This window comes from Aliivibrio wodanis (assembly GCF_052920805.1).
Map to the genome: position 1 here is coordinate 380,973 of NZ_JBREXA010000001.1, position 18,032 is coordinate 399,004.

Genomic DNA, 18,032 nt, shown 5'->3' on the forward strand with positions numbered 1-18,032 from the left:
ATTATGAACCCAATCTAGTAAAAGGAATTAGTTGTAATGTCAAACGAATAACAATTGCAGTACCGATAATTAGCAAGCAATTAGGCAAACCAAGTTGCATAAATACCCAGCTAACATTAGGCGGTATTGAAGTTAAATACTGACTAACGTCAATCGGTGCAAATAAAGATAATATTAAATTACCGAGCCATTCAGCAAAACCAAGAAATTGCTCTACAATCCAAAAAAATAAATCTTTAAACATTCTTGGAATACTAAGTAACGATGAATAAGCAAAAGAAATTATTATATTAAATAAACTAACTAACCATTCCATATCAACCCCCAAATACTATTTTTCGTGCTGTCATTACTGAAGTGAAAATAAATACAAATCTAATAAATGACCAAATCCAACTAAAATCTTTAAAAAAATCAAAACAACCGAAATCAACGAAACCAAAATCAAAACAAGCATTGGTATCAGGCTTTTGAGCATTCGATATATTAATATTTACAAAATTATCTACAACTTGTTTTATTACACCACTCGAAATATCAGACATTTTCTCATCTATCATTTCAGTCATATTTTCATATTCTGGATATTCAGTTTCATATAATGACGTACACGAATTAGAAGAATAACAATCTGAAAAATTAGCACTAGAAATATCAGTGCCAGTTATAGAATTAACACCGTTTTCTATTCCAGTTAATGATCCCTCTATATTTGATAAATCAACGTCAGGTATATTTATGCCAGTAACAGCAGAGGCAACACTATCAAACCCCTCTTTATTACCATCGACAATTCTATCAAACCCATCTTTATTACCATCAACAACAGCTTGAAATCCAATCTTTTGATTTTCATTTATCAAATTCAAATTAGCATTATTATCAGCATTAAAATCTCTAATTGATTTTATAACACCGTCTAAATCAGGCTGTGGGACAGTTGGATCTACACCATCATCACCATCACCAGTTCCACCAGTTCCACCAGTTCCGCCATCACCATCACCGCCAGTTCCACCAGTTCCGCCAGTTCCGCCATCACCATCACCGCCAGTTCCACCAGTTTCTTTATCTGGATAAGTTCCACCGTTACAAGTCAAAGTATCACCATCCCAAGAGCATTCGCCATCAGGGTCTTCGGTTCCGTCAGGGTCTGGCTCGCCATCGCCATCTGCATCACCATTACAGACTAAAGTTTCTTTATCTCCAGTCCCTTGCCACTGGCAACCATCTGGCGGGGGTGTTGGATGGTCGCCACCAGAATCTAAACCATTTCCGCCCCCAATCGAGCACTGCTTGCCGTTTGATGTGAAATCACCAGTGCAACTATTACCATTTGTAAGACAAAGAGAAACACCTCCAAGCCCATACTCACATGACGAAAGGCACAGCGTAGGATTACTACCATACTTAGAATATGGCCAAGACATGACACCAGTTTTAGATCCTTTCTGACAAGGCGGTCGTTCTTCACATAGCCCAGTTTCGTCATTGATTTTTTTCGGAGCATCACAAGTAGCTTTCATAAAGCTGCCCCTCCCTGAAACATAGCGACCTCTATATGAAGATAGATATCTAACATTAATAGACGTTGTAATAACAAGTGATTCAAATGTATATGTCGTTCCGTCCGAATCGTTCGGCATTTTTTTCGGACAAGATTTAATTTTACTATCAAAAACAGTACCAACAGGCAAACCGCAGCCAACAAGTAAATTGCCGTTGGTTCCAAGCGAACTAACAACAAAAACTTCAGCACTAGAATAAAAAGAAACTAAAATCAAAAATATTAATAATACTTTTTTCATAATTTAGACCAAAAAAAAGCAGTCCTAAGACTGCTAAATAATTAATTTAATCTAACCGCGCATATTATATATCATAGCGAAGCCAGACAATCCGCCCAAAATAACATAAGTAGATATAATCAAATCATGTATTAATTGAGCCATACCATTAAGCTTTATCTACAGCACGTTTGCCCAGAGTGATTGCTTTCATTACCATTGCAATACCGATAATCAAAACTCCGACAGCGCCAACCGATGCAGCAATGCTTGATAAATCAATAGCACCAAAAATTGCGTCGACTTCACCTGCCGCCATAGCTTGACCAGATAACATTGAAGCAGTAAGAACGCCAGCAACTAAAAGTTTATTTTTCAAAATATTTTTTTTCATTTTAAATTTTCCTAATTAATTTCAATCCAATCCCAACCGCATAAGTTTGTAAATATCCCATTCCAAATACAATAAATATTCCGAATGAAATAGCCGAACCTATGTCAACTGGGGTTATCGTTAAAGCATCAAACCAAAACGAATAATCTTGTTTTGATAGCAATATATAATCACTACAAGTTTCTAAAGTATCAGCAGTAACTTGTAGTAAATTCTCTGAATTAATAACTACACAATTAGCCATAATTCACCTTTAATACTTTATTTTTTATTTTGAGGAACTGAATCCCAAATAGTACAGACAACATCTAAACCAATAATAATATTTTTCGTTGGATCTTCTGGCAATGGTTCTGTTTTTAAATCAACTAAAGCCGGGAAAGAAATATTTTTTATTTTATTTAAAAGTTCAATATTCGATTCAAATGGCATTTCAATAGATTCATGACCAGACGCTTCACCTACCCCATGTTCATTAGTCCATTGTCTTAGTGGCTTGCCGACAAGTAGATTCTTAATATCATAAGGCTTTCCATTTTTTTTAGAATTACCAACAGAATTAGAATAACCAAACGCAACAATTTTCATAATTTATTTCTCCAATATTTCATTCATTAATTTTTTATAAACATTAGGCAAAACGAACTTATCATTAAGCCGTATACTGTCACCGTCAGGATTTCCGTTTGCTAAAATACCGAACGTTTTTTCTAAATCACCATCAAAATGCTTTGCTATATCAAAAAGAGTTTTTCCGACTTGTCTACGCGCCCATCTAATTTGTGAATGAACATCTAGACACGCTTTTTTTTTAGTCGAAATAATTTTAACTGGAGTACTAGAAATGATACTCGCAGAATATGCACAGATTCCTGGCAAAATAACCCGAAATATTCAAAAGAACATCAATCGATACTTTTTTTAATTCAACTTCTGAGCGAAACCAAAAAAAATCTAACCCTAATTGAGCCGCTTTATTATAAATACGCCAGTAAATAGTTGATTGACGATTTCCAACTTCAAATGATTCATTAACAATTCGACCGTTTGGTTCTTTAACAAGACGTTCACCGCCGTTCGGAGCACGACCAAAGGGCGATGTTCTGAAAGCATTATCATTGAAAGCTGTTTTTGCATATTCACGACCAAACATTTCGTGAAAGTCATCAATGGCTAAATCAACTCGTGACAAACGAACTACACCTAAAAGTTTTAACCACCAGTGCAATCTAAAACCATCTATTTGATTAAATAAATGCTTGCAACCAGTGCCGTCAATATCAATACAACAAGTGCCGTTATTTCCACCTAAAGCAACAAAGCCCACGCGCTTAGTAGTGTTAGGAATAAAAAGACCCGCTGAATTTTCATAACCATTCAAGCCCTTTTCACGCCAGTTACCAAGGCGTAAGCCCAAAACAACTAAGCAAAAAACCTCTAATCGATCGTGCAACATGACATTAAATTGTTGTTTGTAGACTTCTTCAAGCTTGCGTTTTTTTTCTTCATCGTTTTTTACTAGCTTGTAATTAGGTCTAGGCATCTTGCGAAACTTTAATTTTTTCTTGCTTGGATGAACTGGAAGCGGAGCAAATCGCATATCTGACAAATCAGACTTATGAAGATGACGCAAATCAACATAAGGAAATGTAAAACGTAGCCAATCGCAGAATACGTAAGGACTGATAGACGTATCTATTTCCTTAATTTCTTCTAAATCCACTTCTTTTTTCAACATCTCAAAAACCTGTCAAGTACATATTTTCGTATACGATAGATACATAAAAACGTAAAGTCAACTAAATGTATAAAAAAACAGTAGTTATAATTAAATAAATACAGTTACTGTGAGATAAATTTGATGATTAATGAAAGAATTAAAGAGTTCAGACTTCTAGAAAATTTAAAGCAAGATGAACTTGCAGAAAGAGTAGGAGTAACACAACAAACGATACTTAAGTGGGAAAAAGGAGAATCAGAACCTAAAGCAAGTCAAATATTAAAATTAGCTAAAGCACTAGCAAGACCTACAGTAGACTTACTCGATAACGTAAGTGAAGATCTAAACGAAAAAATTAAAGCAAAATTGCACTTAATAGAAAGATTAAACGAAGATGAAAAAAAAACAATAATGACAATACTTGAAGCTCTAGTTATAAAAAGTCAAAACGATAGAACAAGAGAAGAATTTAGCTAAAATAGCGCATTGAAAGGACGTACCGCGTTGATAGTTGGTCTGGTTTACCCCCGTAATACCCCCGTAATACTAGACGGGGGTTTTATCTCGAAAATCTCGATTCATTCAAAAAATTATGGGACCCTCTCCCCAGAGGGGCCCCTTTCCCATCATTTTTGATTCATCTCGAAACAAAAAAATCCATTATCTAGCATTATTAAAAAAAGACTTAAAAGCGATTCTGCAGGGTGGCGGATAATTAATGCTTTAATAATGCACTTGGGCTTGTAGTTGAAATACATTATTAAATGGAGTGAAAGCGGTTGACGCTCCGCTCTATGCTACGCATGAAGATCCTTTTTCACACGTTCAAAAGACACAAGAGCTAAGAACTGGAGACAACAAAACCCACGCAAAAAAAAGTATGTCATTTTTTGACATACCAGTATGTTATCGATAACAAACTAATTCGCATTATACTCATTATGTTACGGTTGCTGTATGCGCTGGCGCTATTGTGCATACAGCAATCTCAACATAACATTGTATATAATGCGCACTAGCGTATTAATTTAATTCTACGAGCTTTCCTATCTATCAGATAGAAAAAACGCCCATTCCTACAAATACATTGAACACTCATAAACAAACCTCAACACGTTTAAAACCTATCTTTAATGCAGACTCACAAGCAGCGTCAATCGTTTTATAAACACGGTCACCGCCTCTCTGAGTCTGAAGAACATACTTATCAATTAAAAGGTTATAACCAAAACCTAAAGGATTAATCACAACCTTCGCTTTTTTCAACGAACCTGCATCAAACAACATAATCAAATCTTTAATTTGCATAATCATTTCTCCATTTTGATTGATAATCATAACACGAATTTGACTAATCAAATATTAAATTTGATTGCAAGCATCACATAACTATATTAAATCCACACCCAACGCTTCAATGCCAGTTTTTGGAGCTGCTATCTCACCGCACGTTATTAAACCAACGTATTCGTTATAACTAATCTCATAAAAACAATCTGTCATTTTTTTAAACGTATAACCGAGCTTTATCAAATCATGCTGATTAACTGAAAATAACTTTTTATTATTTTCATAAACATCTATATAAACTCTATAAAAATTTAAAGCAGAATCTGGAATGTCATCATCTCGATGACTTGCTCTTACAAATTGTTTAGATTGGCCTGTAACGAAGAAAGTAAATTTTTCTAACGGATGAACTGGCTTCTTAAAATCAACTTGGTCTATTTTATCTTTAGTCGCAACTTTAATTTCAATTTGCTGTAGTTCTGGAGTCTTAACTGCTATCTCTTTCTTATCTTTAAAAATAATAAACAAAACTAAACAAAATGCGATTGAAAACATAATACCCGCGCCAATAACTGGCCAACGCTTCCACAACGGAGTTATATCACCTGCCAAATCTTCAATTACTGCACTATTTGAAGCCGTATGACTTTTGTAAAATTTAAAATAATCAGGCTTATATTTTCTAATTGATGTATTTACAACTTCACCAGACACGCCTTGTTTAACTTTTCTTGTATATGAAGTTTGAGATCCAATTGCTGTATTTTTCTGACAAATATATTGAATCTCAATCATATCTCGAATGTCTTTGTGCATTTTCCTAACATTCTGAGTTATCAAAGTAATATCAATACCGTAATGCCGATGCAAGGAATAAAACTCTAATATCTTAGAGTCTAACTTCTTATTAGGTAGCACCATGTGACATTCATCGACTACATATAATGGCGCTTGACCTTGCTCATTTTTCCATTCGTCAAGATAATCCTCATGCTTAGCAAAGGGTCTATCCATAGACCCGAAATCATTTAACTGACCATCGACAACCTTAATTAGTTCAAGAACCTCAGCACCAAATATCTGAACAAACATATCAAGCTGCAAAGGTAGATTAGTAATAACTTTTCTACCACGTTCTAATGCAGGCAAGATATGAAAAGCGACGGCTTCATAACTTTTACCGCCCCCTGGTCTTCCGGTTATTACATTAATCATATTATGAACCCAATCTAGTAAAAGGAATTAGTTGTAATGTCAAACGAATAACAATTGCAGTACCGATAATTAGCAAGCAATTAGGCAAACCAAGTTGCATAAATACCCAGCTAACATTAGGCGGTATTGAAAGTTAAATACTGACTAACGTCAATCGGTGCAAATAAAGATAATATTAAATTACCGAGCCATTCAGCAAAACCAAGAAATTGCTCTACAATCCAAAAAAATAAATCTTTAAACATTCTTGGAATACTAAGTAACGATGAATAAGCAAAAGAAATTATTATATTAAATAAACTAACTAACCATTCCATATCAACCCCCAAATACTATTTTTCGTGCTGTCATTACTGAAGTGAAAATAAATACAAATCTAATAAATGACCAAATCCAACTAAAATCTTTAAAAAAATCAAAACAACCGAAATCAACGAAACCAAAATCAAAACAAGCATTGGTATCAGGCTTTTGAGCATTCGATATATTAATATTTACAAAATTATCTACAACTTGTTTTATTACACCACTCGAAATATCAGACATTTTCTCATCTATCATTTCAGTCATATTTTCATATTCTGGATATTCAGTTTCATATAATGACGTACACGAATTAGAAGAATAACAATCTGAAAAATTAGCACTAGAAATATCAGTGCCAGTTATAGAATTAACACCGTTTTCTATTCCAGTTAATGATCCCTCTATATTTGATAAATCAACGTCAGGTATATTTATGCCAGTAACAGCAGAGGCAACACTATCAAACCCCTCTTTATTACCATCGACAATTCTATCAAACCCATCTTTATTACCATCAACAACAGCTTGAAATCCAATCTTTTGATTTTCATTTATCAAATTCAAATTAGCATTATTATCAGCATTAAAATCTCTAATTGATTTTATAACACCGTCTAAATCAGGCTGTGGGACAGTTGGATCTACACCATCATCACCATCACCAGTTCCACCAGTTCCACCAGTTCCGCCATCACCATCACCGCCAGTTCCACCAGTTCCGCCAGTTCCGCCATCACCATCACCGCCAGTTCCACCAGTTTCTTTATCTGGATAAGTTCCACCGTTACAAGTCAAAGTATCACCATCCCAAGAGCATTCGCCATCAGGGTCTTCGGTTCCGTCAGGGTCTGGCTCGCCATCGCCATCTGCATCACCATTACAGACTAAAGTTTCTTTATCTCCAGTCCCTTGCCACTGGCAACCATCTGGCGGGGGTGTTGGATGGTCGCCACCAGAATCTAAACCATTTCCGCCCCCAATCGAGCACTGCTTGCCGTTTGATGTGAAATCACCAGTGCAACTATTACCATTTGTAAGACAAAGAGAAACACCTCCAAGCCCATACTCACATGACGAAAGGCACAGCGTAGGATTACTACCATACTTAGAATATGGCCAAGACATGACACCAGTTTTAGATCCTTTCTGACAAGGCGGTCGTTCTTCACATAGCCCAGTTTCGTCATTGATTTTTTTCGGAGCATCACAAGTAGCTTTCATAAAGCTGCCCCTCCCTGAAACATAGCGACCTCTATATGAAGATAGATATCTAACATTAATAGACGTTGTAATAACAAGTGATTCAAATGTATATGTCGTTCCGTCCGAATCGTTCGGCATTTTTTTCGGACAAGATTTAATTTTACTATCAAAAACAGTACCAACAGGCAAACCGCAGCCAACAAGTAAATTGCCGTTGGTTCCAAGCGAACTAACAACAAAAACTTCAGCACTAGAATAAAAAGAAACTAAAATCAAAAATATTAATAATACTTTTTTCATAATTTAGACCAAAAAAAAGCAGTCCTAAGACTGCTAAATAATTAATTTAATCTAACCGCGCATATTATATATCATAGCGAAGCCAGACAATCCGCCCAAAATAACATAAGTAGATATAATCAAATCATGTATTAATTGAGCCATACCATTAAGCTTTATCTACAGCACGTTTGCCCAGAGTGATTGCTTTCATTACCATTGCAATACCGATAATCAAAACTCCGACAGCGCCAACCGATGCAGCAATGCTTGATAAATCAATAGCACCAAAAATTGCGTCGACTTCACCTGCCGCCATAGCTTGACCAGATAACATTGAAGCAGTAAGAACGCCAGCAACTAAAAGTTTATTTTTCAAAATATTTTTTTTCATTTTAAATTTTCCTAATTAATTTCAATCCAATCCCAACCGCATAAGTTTGTAAATATCCCATTCCAAATACAATAAATATTCCGAATGAAATAGCCGAACCTATGTCAACTGGGGTTATCGTTAAAGCATCAAACCAAAACGAATAATCTTGTTTTGATAGCAATATATAATCACTACAAGTTTCTAAAGTATCAGCAGTAACTTGTAGTAAATTCTCTGAATTAATAACTACACAATTAGCCATAATTCACCTTTAATACTTTATTTTTTATTTTGAGGAACTGAATCCCAAATAGTACAGACAACATCTAAACCAATAATAATATTTTTCGTTGGATCTTCTGGCAATGGTTCTGTTTTTAAATCAACTAAAGCCGGGAAAGAAATATTTTTTATTTTATTTAAAAGTTCAATATTCGATTCAAATGGCATTTCAATAGATTCATGACCAGACGCTTCACCTACCCCATGTTCATTAGTCCATTGTCTTAGTGGCTTGCCGACAAGTAGATTCTTAATATCATAAGGCTTTCCATTTTTTTTAGAATTACCAACAGAATTAGAATAACCAAACGCAACAATTTTCATAATTTATTTCTCCAATATTTCATTCATTAATTTTTTATAAACATTAGGCAAAACGAACTTATCATTAAGCCGTATACTGTCACCGTCAGGATTTCCGTTTGCTAAAATACCGAACGTTTTTTCTAAATCACCATCAAAATGCTTTGCTATATCAAAAAGAGTTTTTCCGACTTGTCTACGCGCCCATCTAATTTGTGAATGAACATCTAGACACGCTTTTTTTTTAGTCGAAATAATTTTAACTGGAGTACTAGAAATGATACTCGCAGAATATGCACAGATTCCTGCAAAATAACCCGAAATATTCAAAAGAACATCAATCGATACTTTTTTTAATTCAACTTCTGAGCGAAACCAAAAGAAAATCTAACCCTAATTGAGCCGCTTTATTATAAATACGCCAGTAAATAGTTGATTGACGATTTCCAACTTCAAATGATTCATTAACAATTCGACCGTTTGGTTCTTTAACAAGACGTTCACCGCCGTTCGGAGCACGACCAAAGGGCGATGTTCTGAAAGCATTATCATTGAAAGCTGTTTTTGCATATTCACGACCAAACATTTCGTGAAAGTCATCAATGGCTAAATCAACTCGTGACAAACGAACTACACCTAAAAGTTTTAACCACCAGTGCAATCTAAAACCATCTATTTGATTAAATAAATGCTTGCAACCAGTGCCGTCAATATCAATACAACAAGTGCCGTTATTTCCACCTAAAGCAACAAAGCCCACGCGCTTAGTAGTGTTAGGAATAAAAAGACCCGCTGAATTTTCATAACCATTCAAGCCCTTTTCACGCCAGTTACCAAGGCGTAAGCCCAAAACAACTAAGCAAAAAACCTCTAATCGATCGTGCAACATGACATTAAATTGTTGTTTGTAGACTTCTTCAAGCTTGCGTTTTTTTTCTTCATCGTTTTTTACTAGCTTGTAATTAGGTCTAGGCATCTTGCGAAACTTTAATTTTTTCTTGCTTGGATGAACTGGAAGCGGAGCAAATCGCATATCTGACAAATCAGACTTATGAAGATGACGCAAATCAACATAAGGAAATGTAAAACGTAGCCAATCGCAGAATACGTAAGGACTGATAGACGTATCTATTTCCTTAATTTCTTCTAAATCCACTTCTTTTTTCAACATCTCAAAAACCTGTCAAGTACATATTTTCGTATACGATAGATACATAAAAACGTAAAGTCAACTAAATGTATAAAAAAACAGTAGTTATAATTAAATAAATACAGTTACTGTGAGATAAATTTGATGATTAATGAAAGAATTAAAGAGTTCAGACTTCTAGAAAATTTAAAGCAAGATGAACTTGCAGAAAGAGTAGGAGTAACACAACAAACGATACTTAAGTGGGAAAAAGGAGAATCAGAACCTAAAGCAAGTCAAATATTAAAATTAGCTAAAGCACTAGCAAGACCTACAGTAGACTTACTCGATAACGTAAGTGAAGATCTAAACGAAAAAATTAAAGCAAAATTGCACTTAATAGAAAGATTAAACGAAGATGAAAAAAAAACAATAATGACAATACTTGAAGCTCTAGTTATAAAAAGTCAAAACGATAGAACAAGAGAAGAATTTAGCTAAAATAGCGCATTGAAAGGACGTACCGCGTTGATAGTTGGTCTGGTTTACCCCCGTAATACTAGACGGGGGTTTTATCTCGAAAATCTCGATTCATTCAAAAAATTATGGGACCCTCTCCCCAGAGGGGCCCCTTTCCCATCATTTTTGATTCATCTCGAAACAAAAAAATCCATTATCTAGCATTATTAAAAAAAGACTTAAAAGCGATTCTGCAGGGTGGCGGATAATTAATGCTTTAATAATGCACTTGGGCTTGTAGTTGAAATACATTATTAAATGGAGTGAAAGCGGTTGACGCTCCGCTCTATGCTACGCATGAAGATCCTTTTTCACACGTTCAAAAGACACAAGAGCTAAGAACTGGAGACAACAAAACCCACGCAAAAAAAAGTATGTCATTTTTTGACATACCAGTATGTTATCGATAACAAACTAATTCGCATTATACTCATTATGTTACGGTTGCTGTATGCGCTGGCGCTATTGTGCATACAGCAATCTCAACATAACATTGTATATAATGCGCACTCATAGAGTGATTCTTCAGACCCTGAAAACACACCAAGTAAGCCCATAAAACTAATGCTAAGCATCTGTAATCCTTGGTTATTCACTGTTTATATTGCTAACTTCATATTCGCCTTCGACTTTAATTCCAGAATATTCATAAATAATCTTGGGTCATTAATGTCCTTCAACATTGAAAGATCAGGTAAACAATCATCATCAACATAATCAACAAAATCACCCGACGGATCAAAGACTAAGATATCGAATGCTAATCTATCTAACCCATACAGTCCACGATGGATCATATCAGCAGAAAAAACTAACATATCTCCAGCAGCTAAGTTAATGACCTTGCCACCTGAAATATCTTCATGGCTTTCTCGGCCATTTTCCTCCTGTCTAACATCATACTCTTCTTCATTATCCCAGCGTTTATGAGTTCCTGGTATTAGCTCCATACCTCGTTCATCAAATAAAGGTACTCGTAGATGTACAACTTGAGTCTCGTGAATCACAATTTTTTGAATATCCACATCATGGTCATACTGACAGTCTCGATGCCAGAAATCTTTTTGTTTAGGATTCACTGGATTAAAAAATAGCTGAGTATTCATAAATGCAGGCTTAGCTGCTATTACGGACTCGACAGCATGCATCATTTTTCTAGAACTAATAAAATTAAAAAGTTCTAACCTATCATTACTTTCTAGATACTGACTGCCTGTAATTAACGAGGAATTGAAGGCTTCTTCTTCATGGTAAAATTCTGAATTATCTTGCTTCCATGACTCATGAAATTTCAATATTACTTTTCTGAGTGATGAAATTTCAGTCTGAGTAAAATAATTTCTAATGACAAAATAGCCCTTATCTTCATAGCTTTTTTGCCATTGATTTTGATTGTCTACCATCTTCCGATTCTTGCCTCTGTGTTGTTTCTTACTCTAGATGCGCATAATACTGCTAAATCTGGACCATTCAAGCTTAATGAAAGAATAAACGCAAAATAGAGTCAGAAGCAATTTTTGTGCTTATCATAATTTGAAATTGTAACGCCATTTACGATTATGTTTTACCTCTTTGAAATCCTATGTTTACCCTTGTGATACCAAACCTAATAATTACTAATTAAATTACAGTATTCTCACCGCATTCCTTTGTCTTATGGTATAAACTTGGCATAATACAATCACAATTAAATAAACAGGCATAATTATGAGCACTGAAACAACACTATTAACTCGCTGCGATTCTAAATGTGAACTATGTGGTTCTGCAAACTCTCTTGCACCATTCGCAGTTCCGCCAAAAACGGACATCAATGTGGATAACTGTGTAATGATTTGTGATACATGTACTGCACAAATTGAAGATTCAGAAACAATGGATGTTAATCACTGGCGTTGTCTGAATGACTCTATGTGGAGCCAAGTACCTACAGTTCAAGTTATGTCTTACGTTTTACTAAGCAAACTAGCTTCTGAATCTTGGGCTCAAGATTCTTTAGATATGATGTACGTTGAAGAAGACGTTAAAGAATGGGCTGAAAAAGCACTTCTTGCTGACGGCGAAAAACCACGTGACATCAACGGCGTTGAGCTTAAAAAAGGTGACGACGTAACAGTTACTAAAGACCTTCCAGTTAAAGGCACTAACCAAGTTATCAAACAAGGCACTGTTATCCGTGGCATCAGCCTTGGTGACGATCCTCGCTTAGTTTCTGGTAAAGCTAACGGCGGTCAATCTATGTATGTAATCGCTGAATTCTGTCGTAAAAAGTAATTCGATACTTCAAATTCTACAGACTAAAAAAGACGCTTAATTGCGTCTTTTTTTATGTCTGGAAGTTCTCAGTATTCATTTTTTTAAGTATATATGCAAAATATAAATTAAAACCCCGAGATATTTCTAACCAATGTATATATTTATTCATATAAAGTTTAGGTTCTCACTCGCTTTTTTCAAACGCTCAAATCCACGTTTATCATACTTTTGCGTGGTAATTATACTTGCATGCCCCATTGCATCTTTTACCGTTGATATATCTTCACCATTATCTAGCAGCATTGATGCGAAGGTTCTTCGACAATCATGCGGAGAAAATGCCTTTATCCCTGCCTGTTTTCGTCTTTCATTTAATATGTGTAATATCGCTTGTGAGCTTAATTTATCAGTAGTTACCGTATCAAAACGTCTTATACGCGTGAATAAAGCACGATTATTTTCGCCAGGAACTGTGGTAAGCCAAAGGCTTAGCAGAGCTAAAGACTGCTGTGGTAAATAGCACATACGTTCTTTATTACCTTTACCAAGTACCCGCAATGACCCTTCTTCTGCATTAAAGTTACCAATAGAACAATCGACAATTTCAGACCGTCTTAAACCACAGCCCAATAACACGCCTAAAATAGCACTGTCTCGAATACCTTTAATGGTTTGATCATTACATGAAGAAAACAATAATTGGATTTCACTACTCGATAAAGCTCGACCTTTGGCTAAGCGTGAGCCTTTCATTTGCTTAATGTGTTTAATTAATTGATAGTTTTCTGTCGTTATTTTTTTGGATAGCCATAATTCTTGAGCTACACCTTTAATACCTGCAATGTAAGTATTGATTGTCGCGGACTCTAATTTTTCAGATTTTAGTGCTTCAATAACACCAAGTACATAATCACGATTTAACTGCTCCCAAGGGCAATTATTTAGATCAAACTTACCTAATAGATAGGCGATCTTGTTTAGATTTGATCTCATGGTTGATCGACTGTTCTCTGAATTTAAAGAGAGCAAATACGCTTGAGCAGCATTTAAACTACTCACTTTAGGCATGGATAATCCTACCGAGATCTCATTAATCCCAAGTGTTACGTTGTCACCAACCATGTAAATACCAATTATTTCCTACATATATGTATTATATGATCTTTCTCTACTTTTCCAAAGGTACATTTTAATAAGTAGAGATCCATTTTGGATCTTTTGAGTAGATATTGATGATAAAAACACCATCAAGATCTGTTTTATCTGGATCGTTATCGCTGTCTAAAATGAGTGCTGAGTAAGTATGTTAGGTATACTAAGGAAAGATTTTAAGAAGACTGTGATTGGTATTATTATTGTTGGAAAGCAGATGAAAAAAAACCGAGTACAAAATACTCGGTTTAATCTATTTAATAAACACGTTTAATTAAAGATGTTTACTGATCTCAACACATGTCTCTTTCGCATCACCAAAAAGCATTTCAGTGTTTTCTTTAAAGAACAATGGGTTTTGAACACCAGCATAACCTGTGTTCATAGAGCGTTTAAATACGATTACGTTTTTCGCATTCCACACCTCAAGAACAGGCATACCTGCGATTGGACTATTTGGATCTTCCATCGCTGCTGGGTTAACTGTATCGTTTGCACCAATAACTAGAACCGTATCTGTTTCAGATAAGTCATCATTGATTTCATCCATTTCAAGAACGATATCATACGGTACTTTTGCTTCAGCAAGCAGTACGTTCATGTGACCTGGTAGACGACCCGCAACTGGGTGAATACCGAAACGAACGTTAATGCCCTGTGCTCGCAGTTTTTCAGTAATTTCATGAACTGGATATTGAGCTTGAGCTACTGCCATGCCGTATCCTGGAGTAATAACTACTGACTTAGAATTTTTAAGCATTTCGGCTACTTCTTCAGCCGTTGTTTCACGATGCTCACCCTGTTCTTCATCACCTGAAGAAACCACAACATCTTGACCAAAACCACCAGCAATAACACTGATGAAAGAACGGTTCATTGCTTTACACATGATGTAAGAAAGGATCGCACCTGAAGAACCAACTAACGCACCAGTCACAATCAGAAGATCATTTGATAGCATGAAACCTGCTGCTGCTGCTGCCCAACCAGAATATGAATTCAACATTGAAACAACCACTGGCATATCTGCGCCACCGATTGAAGCAACTAAATGATAACCAAATGCAAAGGCAATAAGAGTTACTAAGATAATTGCGAACATGCTGCCTTCAACACTAACGAAGTAGTACAGAAGTATTGCTGAAGCAACTAATGCTAATAAGTTTAATTTATGGCGATGTGGTAATTGAAGCGCAGATGAATCAATAACACCTCGTAATTTACCAAATGCCACTAAAGAACCTGTAAATGTAACCGCACCGATGAAGATACCTAAGAACACTTCAACTAAATGAATATTTAGTAGTGCACCCGTTAATTCACCATGGTCGATATAGCTATTATAACCAACAAGCACCGCTGCCATACCAACAAAGCTGTGAAGAATTGCCACAAGTTCTGGCATTTCTGTCATTTCAACTTTCTTTGCATAGTAAAGACCAATCGCACCACCCATAGCCATCGCTACGAGGATCCAACCTGTACCCGCTGAATCAGGACCAAAAATAGTCGCGATTAAAGCGATAGCCATACCTGTAATACCGTAGTAATTACCATTACGAGCGGTTTCTTGTTTAGACAGACCTGCTAAACTCATGATAAATAGAACGGCAGATACAATATAGGCTGCTTGAACTAATCCTGCTGACATTATTCTACCCCTTACTTATCTTTACGGAACATTTCAAGCATGCGCTTGGTTACAGCAAATCCACCGAATATATTAATACTCGCGATCAGAACTGCAATAAATGCTAAAAATGAAACAACGCCATTTCCCTGACCCACTTGCAGCAATGCGCCTACAATGATGATTCCTGAAATAGCATTTGTTACTGACATTAATGGTGTGTGCAATGAATGACTCACATTCCAAACGACATAGTAACCAACAATACACGCCAAAATAAATACGGTAAAGTGAGCTAAAAATGCAGCGGGAGCAACAGAAGCAACCCAACCAAATGCAGCAATACCAGCCCCGATCATCCCGAATTTCTTAACCGGAGACATTGGCTCTTCCACTTTAGGCTCAAGCTTGGCTTTTGGCGCTGTTTTTACTTGAGGTTGAGCTGATACTTGAATTGGTGGCGCAGGCCATGTTACTTCACCGTCTTTAACAACAGTCACACCACGAAGAACTACGTCTTCAAAATCAATGTTAATGTTACCGTCTTTTTCTTTAGATAGAAGTTTAAGAAGGTTAACTAGGTTAGTGCCATATAGTTGAGATGATTGCGTTGGCAAACGACCAACCATATCTGTATAACCAACAACTTTAACACCATTTTCTGTTGTGATGACTTGATCTTTTACTGTGTATTCACAGTTACCGCCATTAGCCGCTGCCAAGTCAACAATCACACTGCCCGCTTGCATGCTATCAACCATCGCTTTAGTAATTAGCTTTGGTGCGGGACGACCAGGAATAAGAGCGGTTGTAATGATGATATCAACATCTTTAGCTTGAGCGGCATATAGCTCTTCTGCTTTTTTGTTGAACTCATCAGACATTTCTTTTGCGTAGCCATCACCAGAACCAGAGTTTTCTTTGAAATCAACTTCAAGAAACTCTGCTCCCATTGATTGCACTTGTTCTTTTACTTCAGGACGAACATCAAATGAGCGAACGATGGCACCAAGACTACCCGCGGCACCAATAGCAGCAAGACCTGCAACCCCTGCGCCGGCAACAAGTACTTTTGCTGGTGGAACTTTACCTGCTGCTGTAATTTGACCTGTGAAGAAACGACCAAATTCATGTGCAGCTTCGACTACTGCACGGTAACCCGCAATGTTTGCCATTGAACTTAATGCATCCAATGCTTGTGCACGAGAAATACGAGGAACCGAATCCATCGCCATTACATTAATTTTTTTTGTCGCTAATTTAGCAAGTAGTTCTTCATTTTGAGCAGGCCAAATAAAGCTGACGAGGCTAGTTCCATCTTGAAGAAGCTCAAACTCATCAACACCGGTTTCAGCATTAAGCTGAGGTGCATTTACTTTGAGGATAAGTTCTGATTTCCACACATCATCACAAGACACAATCGTAGCGCCGGCTTTTTCAAATGCAGAGTCATCAAAGCTTGCTAGAATACCGGCGTTAGTTTCTATCACGACGGTAAAGCCAAGCTTTAATAGCTGTTCAACAGTTTTAGGGGTCGCTGCGACGCGAGTCTCCCCTGTGAGTACTTCTCTAGGTACACCAATTTGCATAGTTATTCCTTTACTATTGGCATGAATTAATACTTTAGTTGTATCGAACATACGATATTAATTCAAGTATTTTGTAATAAAATGACACAATTCTATTACATTAAATAAATATCTGGTTATTCTCGCTTCAATCAAGTAAAAAAACAACATTCTATGACAAAGCAGAGGTCAAACCACTTTATCTTACTGATTGATTTGAACAACAAGTATAGAGTGAAAAACAAACACAACTCTAATCTATATCAATTTCGTTACGTTTATTTAAAAATTGACTCACCCATTTGATCAATTAACATCTTCGCCTTGCGAAGCATTAGTTCATCAGCATCATTTTTCGAAGAGATAACATCGGAACGTATAAAACGGTGAGATTTTAACTCTCCATTTATTTCTTTTGTTATTTGTCCAGCAATGCGAAATTGAGCGCCATCTGCCTCTGAGTTTGGATAGATAAAAAAAGTATTATATTCAATTGCTTCAATGATAGGTTCTTGCTTAGGAGAAGAACCAAATAGACGTGAAAAAAGCCCCATTTCATTTTCCTTTTTGAAATAAGGCTTTATTATACCCCAACGATAACAGGTTTGAGTAATAACTATTTA

The 18,032-nt window shown here is 36.0% G+C and carries 20 protein-coding genes and 2 pseudogenes; 3 read left to right on the plus strand and 19 right to left on the minus strand.

Annotated elements, in window-relative coordinates; all coding sequences use genetic code 11:
* Position 1 precedes the first annotated feature (1 nt).
* From ACU5DF_RS01700 to ACU5DF_RS01725, 6 genes and pseudogenes are all read right to left on the minus strand, one after another.
* Positions 2-316: a DUF2523 family protein gene (locus ACU5DF_RS01700; protein ID WP_446711560.1), complete on the minus strand. Its 315-nt coding sequence runs from the start codon at positions 314-316 to the stop codon at positions 2-4.
* Position 317: 1 nt separating this feature from the next.
* Positions 318-1,808 carry a hypothetical protein gene (locus ACU5DF_RS01705; RefSeq protein WP_446711561.1) on the minus strand — a complete coding sequence of 497 codons (1,491 nt, stop codon included), beginning with the start codon at positions 1,806-1,808 and terminating at the stop codon, positions 318-320.
* Between the two features lie 148 nt (positions 1,809-1,956).
* Entirely contained in the window at positions 1,957-2,181 is a 225-nt protein-coding gene (locus tag ACU5DF_RS01710; protein ID WP_446711562.1) for a phage coat protein, read from the minus strand.
* Between the two features lies 1 nt (position 2,182).
* Entirely contained in the window at positions 2,183-2,425 is a 243-nt protein-coding gene (locus ACU5DF_RS01715) for a single-stranded DNA-binding protein (RefSeq protein ID WP_446711563.1), read from the minus strand.
* A gap of 17 nt (positions 2,426-2,442) precedes the next feature.
* Positions 2,443-2,769 carry a CTX-RstB family phage integration protein gene (locus tag ACU5DF_RS01720; RefSeq protein ID WP_446711564.1) on the minus strand — a complete coding sequence of 109 codons (327 nt, stop codon included), beginning with the start codon at positions 2,767-2,769 and terminating at the stop codon, positions 2,443-2,445.
* Positions 2,770-2,772: 3 nt separating this feature from the next.
* A pseudogene (locus ACU5DF_RS01725) lies at positions 2,773-3,916 on the minus strand (replication initiation factor domain-containing protein).
* Positions 3,917-4,042: 126 nt separating this feature from the next.
* On the opposite strand from ACU5DF_RS01725, the gene ACU5DF_RS01730 reads away from it, so the two are divergent.
* Positions 4,043-4,378, plus strand: coding sequence for a helix-turn-helix transcriptional regulator (locus ACU5DF_RS01730; protein WP_446711565.1), 336 nt, complete (start codon positions 4,043-4,045; stop codon positions 4,376-4,378).
* A gap of 618 nt (positions 4,379-4,996) precedes the next feature.
* On the opposite strand, the gene ACU5DF_RS01735 is transcribed toward ACU5DF_RS01730, so the two are convergent.
* The 8 genes and pseudogenes from ACU5DF_RS01735 to ACU5DF_RS01770 all read right to left on the minus strand — a co-directional run bounded on the left by ACU5DF_RS01735 (position 4,997) and on the right by ACU5DF_RS01770 (position 10,323).
* Positions 4,997-5,209: a hypothetical protein gene (locus tag ACU5DF_RS01735; protein ID WP_446711558.1), complete on the minus strand. Its 213-nt coding sequence runs from the start codon at positions 5,207-5,209 to the stop codon at positions 4,997-4,999.
* An 81-nt stretch (positions 5,210-5,290) separates the two neighbouring features.
* Positions 5,291-6,406 (minus strand): zonular occludens toxin domain-containing protein, encoded by a 1,116-nt coding sequence (locus ACU5DF_RS01740; protein ID WP_446711566.1) that lies wholly within the window; start codon positions 6,404-6,406, stop codon positions 5,291-5,293.
* Between the two features lie 116 nt (positions 6,407-6,522).
* On the minus strand, positions 6,523-6,723 hold the full coding sequence (locus tag ACU5DF_RS01745; RefSeq protein ID WP_446711567.1) for a hypothetical protein: 201 nt from the start codon (positions 6,721-6,723) through the stop codon (positions 6,523-6,525).
* A gap of 1 nt (position 6,724) precedes the next feature.
* Positions 6,725-8,215, minus strand: a complete 1,491-nt coding sequence (locus tag ACU5DF_RS01750) for a hypothetical protein (RefSeq protein ID WP_446711561.1) — start codon at positions 8,213-8,215, stop codon at positions 6,725-6,727.
* A gap of 148 nt (positions 8,216-8,363) precedes the next feature.
* On the minus strand, positions 8,364-8,588 hold the full coding sequence (locus ACU5DF_RS01755; RefSeq protein WP_446711562.1) for a phage coat protein: 225 nt from the start codon (positions 8,586-8,588) through the stop codon (positions 8,364-8,366).
* A gap of 1 nt (position 8,589) precedes the next feature.
* Positions 8,590-8,832: a single-stranded DNA-binding protein gene (locus tag ACU5DF_RS01760; RefSeq protein WP_446711563.1), complete on the minus strand. Its 243-nt coding sequence runs from the start codon at positions 8,830-8,832 to the stop codon at positions 8,590-8,592.
* A gap of 17 nt (positions 8,833-8,849) precedes the next feature.
* Positions 8,850-9,176: a CTX-RstB family phage integration protein gene (locus ACU5DF_RS01765; protein WP_446711564.1), complete on the minus strand. Its 327-nt coding sequence runs from the start codon at positions 9,174-9,176 to the stop codon at positions 8,850-8,852.
* A 3-nt stretch (positions 9,177-9,179) separates the two neighbouring features.
* A pseudogene (locus ACU5DF_RS01770) lies at positions 9,180-10,323 on the minus strand (replication initiation factor domain-containing protein).
* Positions 10,324-10,449: 126 nt separating this feature from the next.
* On the opposite strand from ACU5DF_RS01770, the gene ACU5DF_RS01775 reads away from it, so the two are divergent.
* Positions 10,450-10,785, plus strand: coding sequence for a helix-turn-helix transcriptional regulator (locus ACU5DF_RS01775; protein WP_446711565.1), 336 nt, complete (start codon positions 10,450-10,452; stop codon positions 10,783-10,785).
* Positions 10,786-11,402: 617 nt separating this feature from the next.
* Here ACU5DF_RS01775 and ACU5DF_RS01780 read toward each other — a convergent pair.
* Complete coding sequence (locus ACU5DF_RS01780; protein WP_446711568.1) at positions 11,403-12,206, minus strand: phytanoyl-CoA dioxygenase family protein; 804 nt, start codon at positions 12,204-12,206, stop codon at positions 11,403-11,405.
* Between the two features lie 304 nt (positions 12,207-12,510).
* Between ACU5DF_RS01780 and ACU5DF_RS01785 the strand changes: the two genes are divergently transcribed.
* A complete protein-coding gene (locus tag ACU5DF_RS01785) occupies positions 12,511-13,077 on the plus strand; it encodes a PhnA domain-containing protein (RefSeq protein WP_045103898.1) in 567 nt (188 codons plus the stop codon).
* Positions 13,078-13,224: 147 nt separating this feature from the next.
* Here the strand turns inward: ACU5DF_RS01785 and ACU5DF_RS01790 are convergent, their stop codons facing one another.
* The 4 genes from ACU5DF_RS01790 to ACU5DF_RS01805 all read right to left on the minus strand — a co-directional run bounded on the left by ACU5DF_RS01790 (position 13,225) and on the right by ACU5DF_RS01805 (position 17,963).
* A complete protein-coding gene (locus ACU5DF_RS01790) occupies positions 13,225-14,181 on the minus strand; it encodes a tyrosine-type recombinase/integrase (RefSeq protein WP_446711569.1) in 957 nt (318 codons plus the stop codon).
* Positions 14,182-14,485: 304 nt separating this feature from the next.
* Entirely contained in the window at positions 14,486-15,862 is a 1,377-nt protein-coding gene (gene pntB, locus ACU5DF_RS01795) for a Re/Si-specific NAD(P)(+) transhydrogenase subunit beta (RefSeq protein ID WP_446711570.1), read from the minus strand.
* Positions 15,863-15,873: 11 nt separating this feature from the next.
* The gene (pntA, locus tag ACU5DF_RS01800) at positions 15,874-17,430 is read right to left on the minus strand and encodes a Re/Si-specific NAD(P)(+) transhydrogenase subunit alpha (RefSeq protein WP_446711571.1); all 1,557 of its coding nucleotides are present in this window, start codon (positions 17,428-17,430) and stop codon (positions 15,874-15,876) included.
* A gap of 257 nt (positions 17,431-17,687) precedes the next feature.
* A complete protein-coding gene (locus tag ACU5DF_RS01805) occupies positions 17,688-17,963 on the minus strand; it encodes an HlyU family transcriptional regulator (protein WP_446711572.1) in 276 nt (91 codons plus the stop codon).
* Between the last annotated feature and the right edge of the window lie 69 nt (positions 17,964-18,032).